This window comes from Aequorivita soesokkakensis (genome assembly GCF_001641085.1).
Classification (GTDB): Bacteria; Bacteroidota; Bacteroidia; order Flavobacteriales; family Flavobacteriaceae; genus Aequorivita; species Aequorivita soesokkakensis.
Map to the genome: position 1 here is coordinate 39308 of NZ_LXIE01000003.1, position 18661 is coordinate 57968.

An 18661-nucleotide genomic window follows, 5' to 3' on the forward strand; every position below is an offset into this window, starting at 1 on the left:
GTAGGTGCATCGGTTAGTTTAAAAGGGCAATAAATATAGTTATTTCACGGAAATTCTGTCAATTAAATCAATAATTCTGGACGAATAACCAATTTCATTGTCATACCATCCAATAATTTTCACCATTTTTCCTATTACTGAAGTCATGCCGGCGTCAAAAATACAAGAGTGCGTATTGCCCACAATATCTATGGAAACGATGGGGTCTTCTGTATATTCCAGTATTCCTTTTAACGAATTTTCAGATGCTTTTTTGAATGCGTCATTAATTTCTTGGATTGAAACTTCCTTTGTAACATTTACTGTTATATCTGTTAGAGAGCCATCCGGCACGGGTACACGAATTCCACAACCCCCAATGGCATCAGCCAAATCTGGAAAGATCTTTGTCAAAGCTTTTGCAGCTCCAGTAGTTGTTGGTACAATAGATTGTCCAGCAGCACGCGCCCGCCGAAGGTCTCTGTGCGGCTGATCGTGCAAACTTTGGTCTGTTGTGTATGAATGTACTGTTGTGATATAAGCCTGTTCAATCCCGCAAAGCTCATTTATTATTTTCAGCATGGGCGCTGCATTATTCGTTGTGCAGGAAGCGTTGGAAATAATGTTGTCTTCAGGTTTTATAATTGAATCATTCACCCCAAGAACCACAGTTTTTATATCATCATCAAGCGGGGGAACTGAAAGAATAACTTTGCCAGCTCCATTCTTCAAATGGTTTTCGAGCTGTTTTCGACTTTTAAATTTGCCGGTACTTTCAACAACCACATCTACTTTTCCCCAACGGATGTCTTCAATATTTTTTTCCGAAGAAAATTTCACACTTTTTCCACCAACTGTAATTTCGTTTTTGGAATGCGAAATTTCTTCCTTTAATACACCGTGAATACTGTCGTATTTAAGAAGATGGCATAACGTTTTCGTGTCGGCCAAATCATTTACAATTACTACTTCAATGGAAGGATGGTTGAGCAATAACCTGAAAAAATTTCGGCCAATACGGCCAAAACCATTAATGCCGACAGTTATCTTTTTTCCCATTTCTGAAATAATTTTTAGGTAAGATGTTTTTGTGCTTTGTATGATGAACGCACCAAAGCGCCACTTTCCACATGACGGAAACCCATTTCCAAGCCTACGGTTTTATATTTTTTGAACTGTTCTGGAGTAATGAATTCCTTAACGGGAAGATGTTTTTTGGAGGGTTGCAGATATTGGCCAATGGTCAAAATATCCAAGCCAACGCTTCTTAAATCTTCCATCGTTTGCAAAACTTCTTCTTCTTTTTCGCCCAAACCGAGCATTATTCCACTTTTGGTTCGTGGCATTTCTGATTGTTTCAAATAATTCAAAACCTCAAGACTGCGTTCGTATTTTGCTTGTATGCGCACTTCGCGCGTCAACCGTTTCACGGTTTCCATATTGTGCGAAATAACTTCGGGTTTTACGGCAATAATTCTATCAATATTCCGTGTGTTTCCCTGAAAATCTGGAATTAAGGTTTCCAAAGTAGTTTCAGGATTCATCCTGCGAATTGCCTTTACGGTTTCGGCCCAAATGATGGAACCCATATCCTTTAAATCATCACGGTCCACAGAAGTTACAACCGCGTGTTTAATGTTCATTATTTTTATGGAGCGCGCTACTTTTTCGGGCTCGTCCCAATCCACGGTTTCTGGCCGACCGGTTTTTACGCCGCAAAAGCCGCAGGAACGGGTGCAGATGTTTCCCAAAATCATAAATGTTGCCGTACCTTCACCCCAACATTCGCCCATATTGGGGCAACTGCCAGAGGTACAGATTGTGTTCAGTTTGTATTTTTCAACCAAGCCGCGCAGTTCGGTATATTTTTTCCCGGTGGGAAGTTTAACGCGAATCCATTTCGGCTTTGGTTCGGGCTTGTGGAGTTCCAAGGTTTCTGTGCTCATAAGGGAAACAAAAGTACGAAAAAAAGCCCCCTAACCCCCAAAGGGGAAACTCCATTTTTTTTAAAATTTGGGATTTGGAATTTGATTTTTTGGAATTTGTATTCTCTACTCTTTCTGCGTTATTATTTCAGCCAATAGTTTTCTGGCGCGCAACAGCCGCACTTTTACATTGTTCAAAGGTTCCTCTAGCGTCTCGGAAATTTCATTATAGCTCATTTCCTGAAAATAACGAAGGTTTATCACTTCCTGGTAATGAGGCTTTAACTGTTTAATATATTGTAGCAATTCTGAAAGATTTTGCTCTGTTATCAGCTTGTCCTCGGGTGTGGGCGAGTGGTCTATTATTTTTTGAACTTGTTCGTTGGTAGCATCTGTAGTATTAGAATAGATGGAAGCGTTCTTTTTTCGGGTTTTGTCTATTTGAATGTTTTTTGAAATGGCAACGAGCCAAGTGGAAAAAGTGTAGTTTTCATCAAAGGTTTCAATTTTATCAAATGCCTTTGCAAAGGCTTCAATTGTGATGTCTTCCGCTTCAAGTTCGTTTCGGACTCTTTTTAATTGAAATCCGTAAACCTCATTCCAATAATAATCCAGCAAAAACTTAAAAGCGTCCTGCTTTCCTTTTTTTGCCTTTTGAATCTGTTGCGCTATTTCTTCCGAAGTTATTTCCATCGCGAGTTTTTTTCGCTGCTGTTGGAAATAAAGATACTTAATTGTGTGAAGATTAAAAACAATTCATAAAAAGGAATAAACGGCAACAAATCTGCTTCCTTCAGTTTTTTTGCGGCATTTCCAATAATTATATACTGAAATAGAATTCTTATAAAAATGATACCGAATCCGAAAATCCAGAAATCTGTAAATAAAATTATTGGGGCGAGCAGCCAAAATAGAAAATTGAATATAAAATAAGCCCCTAAAAGTATGCGGTGTTTGGGCTTATAAAGCTTGGCGGTGGAATAATGTCTCTTTTTTTGAATGAGCCATTTTTTTTTCTTTTTCTTCGGAAGTGAATATGTAAATGCTTCCGGTTCCACACAAATGGCAACGTTTTCTGAAGTTGCGGCTTCATTCACAAAAAGATCGTCATCGCCCGAAGGAATTTTTATATGGCTCATAAAGCCATTGTTTTCATAATAAAGATTGCTGGTGTAAGCCAAATTGCGACCTACCCCCATATAGGGATTCCCGCTTTTTGCGTATGAAAAATACTGGAGGGCCGTCATCAAAGTTTCGAAACGGATGATTTTATTTAGGAATCCCGGCTGTTTTTCATAGGCACCATACCCTAAGACCAATTGTTTTTTATCGGAAAAATTTGAGGCCATCGTGGCCAGCCAATCCTCTGAAGCTGGGTAACAATCGGCATCTGTAAAGATTAGTCGGGTGTTTTTGGCGCGCTTAATTCCCAGTGTGAGCGCGTATTTTTTGTTTGCCCAAAAGGCTTCGTTGTTTTTTACGTTCACAATCTGTATGCGCGGGTCGTTCGCTGCAAACGTTTCCATTACTTCCAAGGTTTCATCAACAGAAGCGTCATTAATAAGAATAATTTCAAAGTTATGATAACGCTGTTTTTGCCAAAGCGGAATGTGATTCTGAAGGTTTTCAGCTTCATTTTTTGCACAGACAATCAGGGAAACGGGATATTTTTCCGAAGTTCTTTTTTCCGAAGGTTTTAAAAAGGAAAATTTAGAAAAGAGAATGTAATAAGCACAGTTAATCAACGCGACCGCGCCGAAAACGTAAAGTAGCACCATAAGCAATTACGATTGTTAAGTGAAGATTTTAGGTTTGCTATTTGGAATTTGGAGCTTCCGAATTGGAAATTTCACCGCTACAGGTATCAAACTGGTCTGGAGTTTTTCCGCAGAAACCGCAAGCTTGGCCTTCTTTATTAAGAAAAGGACTTTGGCTAGCGCAGGTTCCAGCAAATTTTCCATCTTTTTTTGCCCAAAGTTTTATGGCGATTCCAGCTACGGCAAGTAATAGTAAAGCCAGTGTTATCAGTAAAAGTTTCATCTGTATAATTTAAAGTGCAAAAATACAATCTTTCTTGCGGTTGTGCTCAGATTTTAAGTATTTTTAGCCCCTATTTTAAAATTTTTTATGATGCAAAAACCATTCACTTTTTTAATGATTTCAATCTTCGCAATAATGGCCGTTTCCTGTAAAAATGAAACACAGAATTCCAAAATAATGGAAACAGAAAGCGCTGTTGTTGATACTGTTCAGAAACCACCTGTGCAGCGAGCTCCGAAAAAGGAATTGACGCCTGAGGATAAGGCAATGTTGAAAAGTGTAATGGCCCGCGTTATGAACGAGCCGAATTTGAAGAAATATGCCAGTTATTTGGTAACGGCTGAAATGGCTACAATGCTTTCAGAAGATAAAGGCCCATTTACAATTTTTGGGCCTTCAACCGCCGCTTTGGAATCTTTTTCCGCCGAGAAAAAAAAGTTTTATTCTATGCCGGATAATAAACCGAAATTGGAGGAATTGTTGAAATCATACATAGTTGAAGGAAAGATGGATAAAGAAACTTTGCTGCAGACCATCAATAAAAATGGGAAAGCGAAATTGAAAACCCTTGCCGGGACTACTTTAACCGCAACAAAATCTGGCGAAGAAATTATCATTTCCGATGGAAAAGGAGCAAATGCAAAAGTGGTAAAAGGAAGCATTGAAAGCTCAAACGGAGCGGTTTATGTACTTGACGGCTTGCTGAAAAGCTAATTAAAAGACATTTACTTCCGGTTCAATATAAATTCCGGTCATTTCTTTTACTTTTTTTTGGATATCCATTGCGAGTTGCCAGATTTCCTTTCCGGTGGCGTTTCCGTAATTTACCAACACCAAGGCTTGATTTTTGTGAACGCCTGCGTCTCCAAAACGTTGGCCTTTAAAACCTGCTTTTTCAATTAGCCAGCCTGCGGGAATTTTAAATTCCGTAGGGGAAACTTCGTAGAAAGGAGCTTCGGGAAAATTTCTTCTGAATTCCTGAAAAGTTTCCGAACCCACAACAGGATTTTTAAAAAAACTGCCACTGTTTCCCAATACTTTCGGGTCGGGCAGTTTGGATTGGCGAATGGCGATCACTGCTTCGGAAATGTCTTTAATTGTTGGGATTTCAATATTTCTTTCAGATAAATTCTTTTGGATATCGCCGTAGGAAACACTTGTTTTATGATTCTTTTTTGTCAATTTAAAGGTTACACTTGTAATGATGTATTTTCCTTTCGCCTCATTTTTGAAGATGGAATTTCGGTACTCAAAAACGCATTCTTCTTTTGTGAATTCCCGTTCTTTGAATGTTTCAATTTCAACCGTATTGCAGCTTTCAAAAGTATCTTTCAGCTCTACGCCATAAGCACCAATGTTTTGGATGGGTGCCGTACCAACGTTTCCGGGAATTAGAGAAAGGTTTTCCAAACCTCCAAAATCCTTTTCGATACAATATTTAACAAACTCGTGCCAGTTTTCGCCAGCCATTGCTTTTACAAAAACTTCGGTTTCGGTTTCTTTCAGGATTTCAATTCCCTTTAAATTTATGTGAAGTACAAAAGCGTCCAAATCGCCCGTCAACAGCATATTACTGCCTCCACCAAGAATAAAAAGTTCTTCGGAAGGTTTTTTGGAAAGAGCCTGTTTCAGTTCATCAATAGTTTCAACCGAAACAAAAAAGCGTGCATTGCTGGCTATGCCAAAAGTATTGTAGTTTCTAAGCGATTTGTTTTCTTCAATCCGCATCAATCCTTATATTTTTGAAGCGCAAGTTTCAAGATTTCTACTGCGCGAACAAGGCTGTCTTTTTTCAAAACGTAAGCAATGCGTACTTGGTTCAACCCAACGCCGGGACTTGAATAAAAACCTGCAGCGGGAGCCACCATAATGGTTTCGCCATTGTCGTCAAATTCTTCCAAAAGCCATTGTGCAAAGGCATCACTATTTTTAACGGGAAGTTGCACGATACAATAAAAAGCTCCTTTTGGTTCACCCACTTGTACGCCGGGAATGGCTTTTAATGCTGTGACCAAAGTGTTTCTTCTATCCTGATATTCCGTGATTACTTCATCAAAATAACTTTGGGGGGTTTGTAGCGCAGCTTCACTCGCAATCTGAGCAAACGTTGGAGGGCTCAAACGTGCTTGGGCAAACTTTAAAGCGGTGGCGATAACCTGTTTGTTTTTTGAAACCAAACAACCAATGCGTGCACCACACATGCTGTATCTTTTTGAAACCGAATCGATAATGATTCCGTTTTCGGCCATGCTTGGTTCCTCGAGAATTGAATAATGTTTGTAGCCGTCATAGGTAAATTCACGGTACACTTCATCAGAAACCAAAAACAAATCGTGCTTCTTTACAATTTCCGCCAACGTTTGGATTTCTTCTTTTGAATAAAGATAACCCGTTGGATTTCCGGGGTTGCAGATAAGTATTGCTTTGGTTTTTGGAGTAATTAGTTTTTCAAATTCTGAAATTGGCGGCAATGCAAAATTGTCTTCAATTTTTGAAATAACGGGAACAATCTTAACACCGGAAGCCGTTGCAAAACCATTGTAGTTTGCATAAAATGGTTCTGGAATAATTATTTCATCATCAACATCAGCAATACTTCCCATTGCAAAAAGTAACGCCTCGCTTCCGCCGGTGGTTACTATAATATCATTCGCCTCCGCGGGAATGTTGTTTTTTTTGTAGTAACCTGCAATTTTTTCACGGTATTCCTGTGAACCCTCAGAACGAGTGTATGCAAGTATTTCCAAGTGGTGGTGCGCCACGGCATCCATTGCAATTTCTGGAGATTTGATATCGGGCTGACCAATGTTTAAGTGATAAACGGTTTTGTTTGCTTTATAGGCTTTTTCGGCGTAGGGAACTAGTTTACGGATGGGTGATTCCGGCATGTTTTTCCCTTTGTGTGAAACTGAAGGCATAATGAATTTGTTTGTGGCAAAGTTGCAAAATATATTTTATAATTCCACTTTGATGATAACAACATTCAGCTTTTTTTTATACCTTCAATTCAATTCAAAATAATTCCAAAAACTTTGCGAAAACAACTGTTTTTTTGTTTGCTTTTTTGTTTTTCGGTTTCCCTAATTGCTCAGTCTGGTTTTTTATTACAGAATACTAAAAAAAGGGATCGAATACCTTTTCGGTTAGTGAACAATTTACCAATAGTTGAAGTGGAAATCAACGGCACACCACTTTCTTTTATTTTGGATACTGGCGTGAAATCTACCATTCTTTTTAGCTTGGAAGAGGCAGATAGCCTTCAGCTTCGCAACACTTCGCCTGTGTTGCTTCAAGGATTGGGTTCTGGAGGTTCTGTGGAAGCCTTGAAGAGCTTGGATAATAGAATTAAAATTGGAGATGCTGTAGATAGAGATCATACAATTTTTATAATTTTTGATAGCACCCTTAACTTTTCACCAAGAATGGGCATTCCGGTCCATGGAATTTTGGGGAATGAATTTTTTCAGAATTTTATAGTCAAGATTAATTACACTTCAAAAGTTATAACCATTTACGATCCTGTAAAATATCCTTTAAAGGAATGTAAAAAATGTGAGGATTTACCTTTGAATTTTGTAGGCAGCAAGCCTTATATTTCTTTACAGGTTGCTTCAGAAAATACTCAAGACGAAGTAAAACTATTAGTAGATTCAGGCTCCAGTGATGTAATGTGGCTTTTTGGCGACAGGGATTTTATATCAGAATCTCCAAAAAATTACTTTGAAGATTTCTTAGGTCTTGGTCTTAGTGGGAATATTTATGGAAAACGGGCAAGAATTCCGGAGCTTATTATTGGTGATTTTCATTTAAAGGAAGTGAATACCTCCTTCCCAGAAGAAGATGCAATAATGAAGGCACGATATTATGAAGATCGGGATGGTAGCATTGGTGGTGGTTTTTTAAGCAGGTTCACCGTTACGTTTGATTATAGAAACAAAAAAATTCGGCTTAAAAAAAACCATAATTTTAATAATCCATTTAACTATAATATGAGTGGTCTGACCCTTGAGCACGAGGGGGTGGAGCTTGTAAAGGAGGAAAGACGGGCAAATGTAAATTCAAACCGTGGAAATCAGAATGAAAGCTTGACCATGAATAGCATTTCCATAACCACCGAACTTCATTTTTCATTGGTTCCAAAATTTGTGGTGGCTGATGTGCGCGAAGGTTCTCCAGCTGCATTGGCTGGAGTTGAAAAAGGGGATGAAGTAATTTCCATCAATGGGAAACCTTGTTATGAATACAAACTTTATGAATTGATTGAAATGTTTTCAACGGATGAGGGAAAAAGAATTTCAATGGAATTAAAACGTGGCCCCTATTTCAATAAGGTGAAATTTTTTCTGAAAAGTGTATTTTAAAAAAAAACGGCTGAAAGCATTTGCCTTCAGCCGTTTTTTGTAATTGTAAAGTTGTTAGCTTTTTTCTAACACGCTACTAGTGTCGCTCATCACTTCACCTTTTATTTTTAAAGCCACCATTGGTTCGCTGGCATTTGAATAAACGGTAACAGTTTTTCTGATTGGTCCAACACGGTTTGTGTCATACTTAACTTGGATAGTGCTACTTGCTCCAGGAGCAATAGGGCCATCTGGTTTTTTCGGGACAGTACAACCGCAACTGGATTTTACATCACTAATAATAAGCGGGGCATCCCCGGTATTAGTGAATTCAAATACCCTAACGCCGTCACTACCTTTTGCAATAGTGCCGTAATCAACGGTGTCTTCCTTGAAACTGATTTTTGCTTGTTGTGCCTGTGCGGCAAAACCGATAAAGGCAACAAGAGCCATAATAGCTAATTTTTTCATGATTTTGTTTTTTTAATGTATGCTAAAGTATATAACTTTTAAACATTCTGCAAAATAACTTATTCACTTTTATTATCCTGCAGATATATTTACTTTTGCAACTCATTACTCAAATACCAGACCAAAGTATGGCTCTAGAAGCAAAATATAATGCAAAGCAGATTGAAAATAAGTGGTATAGCTACTGGATGGAGAATAAATACTTCCATTCTGAAGTGGATGAAAGAACGCCTTATACCATAGTTATTCCTCCGCCGAATGTTACCGGAGTACTGCACATGGGCCATATGCTCAACAATACTTTGCAGGATGTTTTGATACGCCGTGCACGTTTGCAGGGTTTTAACGCTTGTTGGGTACCTGGAACAGACCATGCCTCCATAGCAACTGAAGCAAAAGTGGTTGCAAAATTGAAAGCCGAAGGGATTGACAAAGCAAACCTTTCCCGCGAAGAATTTTTAGAACACGCTTGGGAATGGACCCACAAACACGGTGGAATAATTCTGGAGCAGTTGAAAAAATTGGGCGCCTCCTGCGATTGGGACCGAACCAAGTTCACCATGGATGAAGATATGTCTGCCTCCGTGATAAAAGTATTTGTGGATTTGTACAGAAAAGGAAACATTTACCGTGGCTACAGAATGGTTAATTGGGATCCGCAGGCTAAAACCACGCTTTCGGACGAAGAAGTTATTTACGAAGAAAAACAAGGCAATCTCTATTACCTAAACTATAAAATTGAAGGCAGTGATGAAACCTTAACCATCGCTACCACGCGCCCCGAAACAATTTTGGGTGATACTGCTATTTGCATCAACCCGAATGATGAGCGTTTTGCACACCTTCGAGGAAAAAAGGCAATCGTTCCAGTTTGTAATCGTGTGATTCCGATTATAGAAGATGAATATGTAGATATTGAATTCGGAACAGGTTGTCTAAAGGTAACTCCCGCCCACGATGAGAATGATAAAATGTTGGGCGATAAACACAAGCTTGAAATTATAGATATTCTAAATGATGACGCGACTTTAAACAGTTTCGGCCTTCATTATCAAGGAAAGGATCGTTTTGTAGTTCGCAAGGAAATTGTAAAGGAACTTGAAGAAATGGGCGTGGTTTCAAAAATAGAAACACATACTCACAAAGTAGGAACCAGTGAAAGAACCGGCGCAGTGATAGAACCAAAACTGAGCGATCAATGGTTCCTAAAAATGAAGGAACTTGCGCAACCTGCTTTAGATGCCGTATTGGAAAAAGATGTAAATCTAGTTCCCGAAAAATTTGTAAATACCTATCGCCATTGGATGGAAAACGTTCGGGACTGGAACATTTCCCGCCAACTTTGGTGGGGACAGCAAATTCCCGCATATTTTTATGGCGATGGGAAGGAAGATTTTGTGGTTGCAGAAAATATTGAAGAAGCGTTAAAACTCGCACAAGAAAAAACTACAAACTATAAACTACAGACTACAGACTTAACCCAAGATCCAGATGCCCTCGACACTTGGTTTTCATCTTGGCTTTGGCCCATCAGCGTTTTCAATGGAATTTTGAAGCCGGACAATAAAGAAATAAACTATTATTACCCAACCAACGACCTCGTGACAGCTCCCGAAATTCTTTTCTTTTGGGTGGCGCGAATGATTATTGCAGGTTACGAATACAGAAACGAAAAGCCTTTCACAAATGTTTATTTAACTGGAATCGTGCGAGATAAACAGCGTAGAAAGATGAGTAAATCTTTAGGAAATTCACCAGATCCGATTGATTTGATGGATACTTACGGTGCCGACGGAGTGCGTGTCGGGATGCTTTTGAGTTCACCTGCTGGTAATGATTTAATGTTTGATGAAGACCTTTGCAAGCAGGGGAGTGGTTTCGTAAATAAAATTTGGAATGCTTACCGTTTGATTGACGGTTGGGAAGTTGATACCGAAAAAAACCAATCTCAAAGTGATGTTATTGCATTAAAATGGTACCGTAGCAAATTTCAGAAAACGCTTGCTGAAATTGAAGACCATTACAGCAAATACCGTATCAGTGACGCTTTAATGTCAACCTATAAATTGGTTTGGGATGATTTCTGTTCTTGGTTGCTAGAAATGGTAAAACCGCCTTTCGGCGAAAAGATTTCAGAAAAGACTTATTTGGAAGTAATTTCTGTTTTGGAAGATAATCTGAAAGTGCTTCATCCTTTTGTACCTTTTATTTCTGAAGAAATCTGGCAGCACATCACCCAGCGCGACATTTCCGAAGCCTTGATAATTTCAGAATGGCCAAAACCAGAAGTTTTTGATGAAAGAATAGTAAAAAACTTCGATTTTGCTGCTGAAGTAATTTCTGGAATTAGAACAATTCGCAAAGAGAAAAACATTTCTTTTAAAGATACAATAGCGCTTTCCGTGCTTAATAATGAAAATGCATCAACGGAATTTGATGCAGTAATCTCAAAACTCGGCAATGTTTCGGAATTGAATTATATTTCTGAAAAACTGGATGGAGCACTGACATTTCGTGTAAAAAGCAACGAATATTTCATTCCAATAGCAGGTGCAATAAACGTTGAAGAAGAAATAGCAAAGCTTTCTGAAGAATTGAAATACACCGAAGGGTTCTTAAAAAGCGTCCAAGGAAAACTGAAAAATGAACGCTTCGTAAGCGGAGCACCGGAACAGGTTGTGGCTTTGGAAAAACAAAAAGAAGTAGATGCGCTGGCTAAGATTGAAACTTTGAAGGCGAGTTTGGCAGGTCTGAAATAATTTTTTAACGCGTTAAAATCTCTTAATTTGTTTTAAAATGAGGTTAATTGCTTCATTTTAAAATGCATTTGCCCGTAACTTGTTCAAAAATTAAACAATTATGGACCAAGCAAAGTACCAAGAAATGGAGAAGATGCTTCACAAATTGGAAGACATCAAAAACAGTCAGAAAAGTATCATTGACAAAATTAACCACGTAATTACAGATCTTTTTCAGCATCCGGATAAAGATTTGGAGAAAGCGATGGAAGCGGCTCATGAAAAAGCTTCAGACAATGTGGAAAAAATTCGAGAAGCGATTGAGGATTACGAAATAAAATTCAACAAGGCACAGCAGTCCTAGCTATTTTCGATACAAAAAATAATGGTTTACAGCTTCAACATAAAGTTGCTTGGCTTCATCAGAAGAAAGGTCTTTTGTTTGGAAAAGGGCGTTTGTTTTAAAAGCACTTATAAGAGGATTATTGCTGCTGGGTAAATCCTGATCGTCAGTAGCTCTTTTGTAGTATGCATACAAACGCAACAAGAAATCTGCCGGAAACGGTTCCGTGTGCTCGTTGATACTCTCTACGGCCGCTCTAAAAGCAATATCCAGTTCTTCTGAAGTCATTATTTTTCAGCAATTATAGAGATACCTCCTTTTACCTTTTGGTTAATAGCCACTTTTATTTTTGCGTCCAGCGGAAGAAAAACATCCACACGCGACCCAAATTTAATAAATCCGCTATCACTCGCTTGTGCTACTTCATCATTTATTTCGGCATAATTCACAATTCTTTTTGCCATTGCCCCAGCAATTTGGCGGTATAGCACATCACCGAAAGCTTCATTTTTTACAACAACGGTAGTGCGTTCGTTTTCTTCGGAAGATTTTGGGTGCCACGCTACCAAATATTTTCCAGGATGGTATTTGCTATAAACCACTTTTCCGCCAACGGGATAGCGTGTTACGTGCACATTTATTGGGCTCATAAAAACGGAAACCTGCAATCTCTTATCGTTGAAATATTCCTTTTCAAAAACTTCTTCAATTACCACCACTTTTCCGTCAACGGGAGAAATAACATATTCTGGGTGCACCAAAAAGTTACGTTTAGGGTTTCTAAAAAACTGTAATACCAATAGTAGGATTATTACCAAAGAAATTATAACGCCACCGCGAATGGTTGGGTCGCCCACAAAAACATTTGCCAATAAACTAAGCCCGATAACGATTACCAGCGCTATAAAAATAATTTTGAAACCTTCTTTATGAAACATTGTCAACAATTAATAAAAATGCATAAACAAACGGACTAGCGTAAATAATACTGTCCAGCCTGTCATATAATCCACCGTGGCCCGGCATAATGATTCCGCTGTCTTTCACCCCGGCCTGTCTTTTAAATTTAGATTGGATCAAATCGCCAATGGTACCAAAAATTGCGACGATCATTGCCATTACCATCCAAACCCAAAGGGGATACTTTTCAGCATCCATTGGGCTGTAGTTTTCCAACACTTTAAAGATAACAAATCCTGCCAAAAGAGCGCCCAAAATACCTCCCACAAACCCTTCAATGGTTTTTTTGGGTGAAATACGCTCCAAGAGTTTATGTTTGCCTAAATTTTTCCCCACGAGATAGGCGAAGGTGTCATTGCTCCAAACGAGTATAAACACCGCTACAATTATTTCTGGCATAAACCTGCCATCAATGTTCATAACTGGAATTAGGGTTAGAAATACAAAACCGCTTATAATATAAAGTATTACGGTAACGTATTTTTTCTTTTCAAACATAGGAATTTTGCTTGTCCAGAGTACATCCTTTAATAGAAAAAGATTGACAAAACCGCTCAAAATCAAAAGGAGATAAACTGCATTTTCGTCGAAAACGTTGTAGCTTAAAAAGTAAAAAGCTGCGGCTAGAAGGAAGTAGGCAAGATAGCTGGTTAAATGAACTAGCTTTAAATATTCGCTTAAAGTGATAACTGCAAGCACAAAGAAAAGTCCCATAAACCATTCACGCGAAGTGAACATTGCAAAAATGATGATCGAAATGTATAATACGCCCGAGAGGGTCCGTACGAGAATTTCCTTCATATTATAAGTCTTCCAGTAGCAACAAATATAGGTTTTTTGTGCTACTTCCATAACTCATAAAATCCTTTTCTTTTTCGGTTTCAAAGTCTTGAATAGTAGTAATATTACTTGGAATGTAACTTGAACTTTGGTTTTTTATATTGCGCAAACCCTCGCTGATGGTATCAACAATTTGGCTTGTTGTTGCAAAAATGATGAAGTTTGAAGGCAATTCCTTAAGCTTTTTTTCCTTGATTTGGTTTGAGGAAAGTAAGATAGAACCGTTATTTGAAACCAATGATTCACAAGCGGAAAGAAAAAATTTTGAATCGGTATTTTTTGTGAAGTTGAGGTTGAAGCCGTCAAATTTTTTGGAAAGCATTTCATTCACACAAAACACGTCCTGCTCATACCAATCATTCTCAAGCAAAATATTATCAAAACCCTCCAGAATTTCTTCCCAGTTTTCGCAGTAAATGAATTTTCCGCCGTTATTTTTGAAATTATAGGTGAATTTTTCGTCTATAGGAAGTTTTTGCTCTGGGTAATAACTGCTATGGTCGGCTTTGTCGGCACGTTTGGCCTTCTCTTCCGACTTATAATTAGGGTTTAAAAGCCTTTTGAATAGACTCATTAATAATTCATTGAGGAGTTCATAATTACGTTCAACTTCAAATATATAAAATCTATATTGAAGTTTTGTTACCTAAAAAACAAAGTTTCAGTATAAACCACAAAAGTGGCAACGTTATGTAGTTGCCACTCTTGGTACTTCTTCAGGAATTTCAAATGGACGATCTCCAAATATTTTCTGAAGATTATCCTTGAAAATTACTTCTTTTTCAAGAAGCACATTCGCCAATTCGGTCAATTTGTCCTTGTTCTCTTCCAAAAGTTTTACTGCACGCTGATACTGGCTTTCAATAAGTAAAGAAATTTCTTTATCTATTAATTCTGCAGTCTTCTCACTGTAAGGCTTAGAGAAGTTGTACTCAGACTGTCCGCTGCTATCGTAATAAGTAAGGTTTCCTATTTTTTCATTGAGGCCATAAATAGTAACCATTGCGCGGGCCTGTTTTGTAACTTTTTCAAGATCGCTTAACGCGCCTGTGGAAATACGGTCAAACATAACTTTTTCCGCAGCACGGCCACCTAGGGCAGCACACATTTCATCAAGCATCTGTTCTGGATGAACAATCAATCTTTCTTCTGGTAAATACCAAGCGGCACCCAAGGATTGTCCACGGGGAACGATGGTAACTTTTACCAACGGAGCAGCGTGTTCAAGCATCCAGCTTACGGTTGCATGACCAGCTTCGTGAAAAGCAATGGCGCGTTTTTCTGCCACTGTCATTATCTTGTTTTTCTTTTCAAGACCACCCACAATTCTATCAACTGCATCTAAGAAATCTTGTTTTCCAACAGATTTTTTTCCGTTTCTCGCAGCGATCAACGCAGCTTCATTACAAACGTTTGCAATGTCAGCTCCAGAAAACCCTGGGGTTTGTTTTGAAAGAAAATCTGTGTCTAAATTTTCATCCTTTTTAATAGGGCGCAAGTGAACTTCAAATATTTCTTTACGTTCGCGAACGTCCGGGAGGTCAACATATATTTGTCTGTCAAAACGGCCAGCACGCATCAAAGCCTTGTCCAGAACGTCTGCGCGGTTTGTTGCGGCCAAAACAATAACGTTAGTGTTTGTTCCGAAACCGTCCATTTCGGTTAATAACTGGTTCAATGTATTTTCACGCTCGTCATTGCTACCAGAGAAGTTGTTTTTTCCTCGGGCACGACCAATGGCATCAATTTCATCAATAAATATAATTGCTGGCGATTTATCCTTTGCCTGTTTAAAAAGGTCGCGCACTCGGGAAGCTCCCACTCCCACAAACATTTCAACAAAATCTGAACCTGAAAGGGAGAAGAAAGGAACCTTCGCTTCGCCGGCAACAGCTTTTGCTAAAAGGGTCTTACCAGTTCCCGGAGGGCCTACAAGTAAAGCTCCTTTAGGAATTTTCCCTCCCAAAGAAGTGTATTTTTCTGGGTTTTTAAGGAAATCCACAATTTCCTGTACTTCCTCTTTCGCACCTTCCAAACCTGCAACATCTTTAAAGGAAGTTTTTACATCTGTCTTTTCATCAAAAAGTTTTGCTTTGGATTTTCCAATATTGAAAAGTTGCCCACCAGCACCTCCTCCGGCACCCGAAGACATTCTTCGCATAATAAAAATCCAGATACCGATGATGATTACAAATGGCAGTATCCCCATCAAAATATCGCCCCAAACGTTGGAATCTGTGTGCCATTCCATTTTGGTGGCAAGCTGATTTTCTGCTTTAATGGTTTTAAATGAATTCTCGAAATTTTGAAGATCTCCAAATTCAAATTGATAATCCGGATCATTTGGGCCTGGGGCCAAAAAAGCCGGTGTGTTCTCTTTTTTTGAATGTACCTCTTTTTCTTTTGCAGTAGGGGTGAGGTAAACTTTTGCAATTTTTTTATTGATTACATCAACTTTATCAACGTCACCATCTTTCAAAAACTCTTCAAATTGTGCTTGATTGGTTTTCTCGGGTTGGGACCAACTACCGCCGCCAAAAAATTGAATTCCCAGGAACAATAATATTATGGCAACATAGATCCAATAATAATTGGGCCTCGGTTTTTTGGATTCGCTTTTCTTATTTTTATTTTCTTCAGCCATATGGCAAATTTCTTTTTAGTGTGTTGTTTCTATTTTAACCGATTTTGCATCGCCCCAAAGCCCTTCAATGTCATAAAACTCGCGAATATGCTTTTGAAAAACATGTACAACAACGTGCACGTAGTCCATAAGTATCCATTCCGCGTTGTCGCTTCCTTCAACGTGCCACGGTTTTTCCTTAAGTGCTTTGCTTACTGATTTTTGAACGGAGTTCACAATGGCGTTCACCTGGGTATTGGACGTACCATTACAAATTATAAAATAGTCACAAACGGTATTTTCTATTTCTCTAAGGTCAAGGATTTCTATATCGTTTCCTTTTACTTCTTCAATCCCTCGTATAATTTGGGTAATAAGTTGATCTGTTCCTGCTTGTTTTTTCTGCATTAATTATTTTTCTTTTCTTTTTCGCAAAGTTATTACTTTTTTGTTTCTTGAAGCGCCTTAAAAGCGTAATACTAAACATAATTATCGTTTTGAAGATAATCAAACTTAATGCCATCGATTCCACCAATTCCTACTTAAAGCAATTGGCAAAAGAAACATTCTTGCAGGAAGAAACGGTTGTGCTTACAAACCGTCAACTTTCCGGTCGTGGGCAAATGGGCAACAAATGGCTTTCAAGAGAAGGGCAAAGCCTTACATTCAGTATGTTCAAGGCTTTTGAAAAGCTCCAGATAGAGCAACAATTTATGATTTCTATGGTTGTTTCCTTGGCTATCGTGAAAGCACTTAAAAGTCTGAATGTTCCCAAAGTTACTATTAAATGGCCAAACGACATATTGTCAGCTAACACGAAAATTGGCGGAATTTTGATTGAAAATGTGTTGGAAAGCAGTTTTGTAAAGTATTCAATAATAGGAATTGGGCTCAATGTGAACGAAACTGACTTCCCGAATCTGCCGCAGGCAAGCTCAATGAAACTTGAAACTGGAAAAACCTTTCAGTTGGAAGAAGTGCTTGACACAATTCTGAAAAATGTTTTCAAAAACTTAAAAAATATTTCAGAAAAGGATTTTTCAGAAATGAAACAACTTTATGAAAACAATTTATTTCGAAAAGAAAGGATTTCAGTTTTTGAAACCTCGGAAGGTTCACAAATCAACGGAATTATAAAAGGTGTTTCTGACATTGGCGAACTTTTGGTGGAAACGGAAAATAATCCGTTGCAAAAATTCCAACTGAAAGAAGTGAAACTTATTTACTGAAATATTTGGTTTGTCCGGTCAAGCGCAGTCGAGACCTCAGTGTAAATTCGAAACGTATAGTTCTCGACTGCGCTCGTACTGACATAAATTTAAACCTGCTCTAAATTTGAGGCAAGTGTATCAATAAATTTTGAAATCGGTCCTTTTACCATCATCGCCATCATCGCGTTGAATTCGCCCTCAAAAAGCAATTCCACGGTTGAACTTTTTTCAGAAACTTCTTCAATATTTCCCGTTAGCGTGAACGGAATTTTATCGCTGATTGCGCCCAACACTACTTTGTTTGGCTTTTCAACTTCCTTTACTTCCAGCGCTATTTCGGGCATTCCCTTTAGTGCAAACACAAAAGATTTTTCGCTTAAAACCTCAAATTTGCTGATATTTTCGGGCATCAATGTTTCAAAATTCTTTACATCGGCCAAAAAATCACAAAGTTCGGCTGCGGATTTTTGGGTGGTTACTTTTTTGCTGTTTAGTTTCATTGGAAATATTTTTTATTCTTTATTGCTATATTTATTAAAAAAATTTTCGGGAAATCAATTCTCGAAACTATTTTCTGTTTGACATACATCCTTATAATACTCAATAAAATTTGGTAAATCAAATATATTAACTTGGTTATTTTGCAAATCTTTTAAAATAATCGGGCAGTTATTAATTATTTCTTCAGCATTTTTTATAAAACGTTTGTTTTTTTCAACTTTGTAAAGTTTAGTACTTCCTTCTTTTAAAAGGTAATAATTGAGTTTTGGTGTTATGCCATGGGCTACTCCATAATCTAAACCGTAATAATATGAATATCGCATTGGAAGGGCTATTTTTTTTCCATTTGGTAAATTCAACGTATCAGAAAGTTTTAGCCGTTTTGTAAAATCTGACCTCCCTTCAAATTTTGCTTGTGCCATCATTTCCCGAATATTTTGTCTGTCAAAATCGGAATAGAAAAGGTCGTCAGAATCAGTAGAATTTATATAAATACTCAAAACATCGTTATAAATCAATTCAACGAAAATTTTAAATTTATTATGATTATGATTTAAATACTGGAAAATTCTTTCGTTTTCAGTTTCTGGATTGCTTACAATTTTATCAATTAACTCAAAGTCTATTTTTCTAGACTTTTCATTTTCTTCTTTTTTAAATTGCGGTGAAAAAGCCGAGCTGGCCAATCGT

At 38.0% G+C, this 18661-nt stretch carries 21 protein-coding genes; 5 read left to right on the plus strand and 16 right to left on the minus strand.

All coding sequences use genetic code 11. From position 1 onward, the window contains the following. Positions 1 to 39 precede the first annotated feature (39 nt). From gap to A7A78_RS03340, 5 genes are all read right to left on the minus strand, one after another. A complete protein-coding gene (gene gap / locus A7A78_RS03320) occupies positions 40 to 1038 on the minus strand; it encodes a type I glyceraldehyde-3-phosphate dehydrogenase (protein WP_068761029.1) in 999 nt (332 codons plus the stop codon). Positions 1039 to 1052: 14 nt separating this feature from the next. Next, complete coding sequence (gene lipA, locus A7A78_RS03325) at positions 1053 to 1925, minus strand: lipoyl synthase (protein ID WP_068761030.1); 873 nt, start codon at positions 1923 to 1925, stop codon at positions 1053 to 1055. Between the two features lie 105 nt (positions 1926 to 2030). Beyond that, a complete protein-coding gene (locus tag A7A78_RS03330; protein ID WP_068761031.1) occupies positions 2031 to 2597 on the minus strand; it encodes an RNA polymerase sigma factor in 567 nt (188 codons plus the stop codon). Then, positions 2588 to 3682, minus strand: coding sequence for a glycosyltransferase (locus A7A78_RS03335; RefSeq protein WP_068761032.1), 1095 nt, complete (start codon positions 3680 to 3682; stop codon positions 2588 to 2590). The genes A7A78_RS03330 and A7A78_RS03335 overlap by 10 nt, the downstream gene beginning before the upstream one ends. A gap of 37 nt (positions 3683 to 3719) precedes the next feature. After that, on the minus strand, positions 3720 to 3944 hold the full coding sequence (locus tag A7A78_RS03340; protein ID WP_068761033.1) for a membrane or secreted protein: 225 nt from the start codon (positions 3942 to 3944) through the stop codon (positions 3720 to 3722). A gap of 114 nt (positions 3945 to 4058) precedes the next feature. Between A7A78_RS03340 and A7A78_RS03345 the strand changes: the two genes are divergently transcribed. Beyond that, on the plus strand, positions 4059 to 4658 hold the full coding sequence (locus tag A7A78_RS03345) for a fasciclin domain-containing protein (protein ID WP_165593543.1): 600 nt from the start codon (positions 4059 to 4061) through the stop codon (positions 4656 to 4658). Here the strand turns inward: A7A78_RS03345 and murB are convergent, their stop codons facing one another. Continuing rightward, positions 4659 to 5672 carry a UDP-N-acetylmuramate dehydrogenase gene (murB, locus tag A7A78_RS03350; RefSeq protein ID WP_068761035.1) on the minus strand — a complete coding sequence of 338 codons (1014 nt, stop codon included), beginning with the start codon at positions 5670 to 5672 and terminating at the stop codon, positions 4659 to 4661. Beyond that, the gene (locus tag A7A78_RS03355; protein WP_068761036.1) at positions 5672 to 6862 is read right to left on the minus strand and encodes a pyridoxal phosphate-dependent aminotransferase; all 1191 of its coding nucleotides are present in this window, start codon (positions 6860 to 6862) and stop codon (positions 5672 to 5674) included. Before A7A78_RS03355 ends, murB begins: the two co-directional genes overlap by 1 nt. 228 nt (positions 6863 to 7090) lie before the next feature. On the opposite strand from A7A78_RS03355, the gene A7A78_RS03360 reads away from it, so the two are divergent. Continuing rightward, positions 7091 to 8305 (plus strand): aspartyl protease family protein, encoded by a 1215-nt coding sequence (locus A7A78_RS03360; protein WP_131811101.1) that lies wholly within the window; start codon positions 7091 to 7093, stop codon positions 8303 to 8305. A 54-nt stretch (positions 8306 to 8359) separates the two neighbouring features. On the opposite strand, the gene A7A78_RS03365 is transcribed toward A7A78_RS03360, so the two are convergent. Next, positions 8360 to 8755, minus strand: a complete 396-nt coding sequence (locus A7A78_RS03365; RefSeq protein WP_068761037.1) for a DUF1573 domain-containing protein — start codon at positions 8753 to 8755, stop codon at positions 8360 to 8362. 128 nt (positions 8756 to 8883) lie between these two features. Between A7A78_RS03365 and A7A78_RS03370 the strand changes: the two genes are divergently transcribed. Beyond that, positions 8884 to 11514: a valine--tRNA ligase gene (locus tag A7A78_RS03370; RefSeq protein WP_068761038.1), complete on the plus strand. Its 2631-nt coding sequence runs from the start codon at positions 8884 to 8886 to the stop codon at positions 11512 to 11514. Between the two features lie 100 nt (positions 11515 to 11614). After that, positions 11615 to 11857: a hypothetical protein gene (locus A7A78_RS03375; RefSeq protein ID WP_068761039.1), complete on the plus strand. Its 243-nt coding sequence runs from the start codon at positions 11615 to 11617 to the stop codon at positions 11855 to 11857. Here the strand turns inward: A7A78_RS03375 and A7A78_RS03380 are convergent, their stop codons facing one another. The 6 genes from A7A78_RS03380 to rsfS form a co-directional block, all read right to left on the minus strand. Then, positions 11858 to 12124 carry an acyl-CoA-binding protein gene (locus A7A78_RS03380; RefSeq protein WP_068761040.1) on the minus strand — a complete coding sequence of 89 codons (267 nt, stop codon included), beginning with the start codon at positions 12122 to 12124 and terminating at the stop codon, positions 11858 to 11860. It lies immediately after the preceding gene. Continuing rightward, positions 12124 to 12774 (minus strand): phosphatidylserine decarboxylase family protein, encoded by a 651-nt coding sequence (locus tag A7A78_RS03385; protein WP_068761041.1) that lies wholly within the window; start codon positions 12772 to 12774, stop codon positions 12124 to 12126. The genes A7A78_RS03380 and A7A78_RS03385 overlap by 1 nt, the downstream gene beginning before the upstream one ends. Beyond that, entirely contained in the window at positions 12764 to 13597 is an 834-nt protein-coding gene (locus A7A78_RS03390; RefSeq protein WP_068761042.1) for a phosphatidate cytidylyltransferase, read from the minus strand. The genes A7A78_RS03385 and A7A78_RS03390 overlap by 11 nt, the downstream gene beginning before the upstream one ends. A 1-nt stretch (position 13598) precedes the next feature. Next, on the minus strand, positions 13599 to 14210 hold the full coding sequence (locus A7A78_RS03395; RefSeq protein WP_068761043.1) for an LUD domain-containing protein: 612 nt from the start codon (positions 14208 to 14210) through the stop codon (positions 13599 to 13601). Positions 14211 to 14324: 114 nt separating this feature from the next. Next, positions 14325 to 16280, minus strand: a complete 1956-nt coding sequence (ftsH, locus tag A7A78_RS03400) for an ATP-dependent zinc metalloprotease FtsH (protein ID WP_068761044.1) — start codon at positions 16278 to 16280, stop codon at positions 14325 to 14327. Between the two features lie 15 nt (positions 16281 to 16295). Next, positions 16296 to 16667, minus strand: coding sequence for a ribosome silencing factor (gene rsfS / locus A7A78_RS03405; RefSeq protein WP_068761045.1), 372 nt, complete (start codon positions 16665 to 16667; stop codon positions 16296 to 16298). Positions 16668 to 16756: 89 nt separating this feature from the next. Between rsfS and A7A78_RS03410 the strand changes: the two genes are divergently transcribed. Further along, the gene (locus A7A78_RS03410) at positions 16757 to 17488 is read left to right on the plus strand and encodes a biotin--[acetyl-CoA-carboxylase] ligase (protein ID WP_068761050.1); all 732 of its coding nucleotides are present in this window, start codon (positions 16757 to 16759) and stop codon (positions 17486 to 17488) included. An 89-nt stretch (positions 17489 to 17577) separates the two neighbouring features. Here the strand turns inward: A7A78_RS03410 and A7A78_RS03415 are convergent, their stop codons facing one another. Together A7A78_RS03415 and A7A78_RS15190 are read right to left on the minus strand one after the other, a co-directional pair. Continuing rightward, on the minus strand, positions 17578 to 17970 hold the full coding sequence (locus A7A78_RS03415) for an orotate phosphoribosyltransferase (RefSeq protein ID WP_068761046.1): 393 nt from the start codon (positions 17968 to 17970) through the stop codon (positions 17578 to 17580). 54 nt (positions 17971 to 18024) lie between these two features. After that, a partial coding sequence (locus tag A7A78_RS15190; protein WP_207489323.1) for a hypothetical protein occupies positions 18025 to 18661 on the minus strand: 637 nt, incomplete at its 5' end.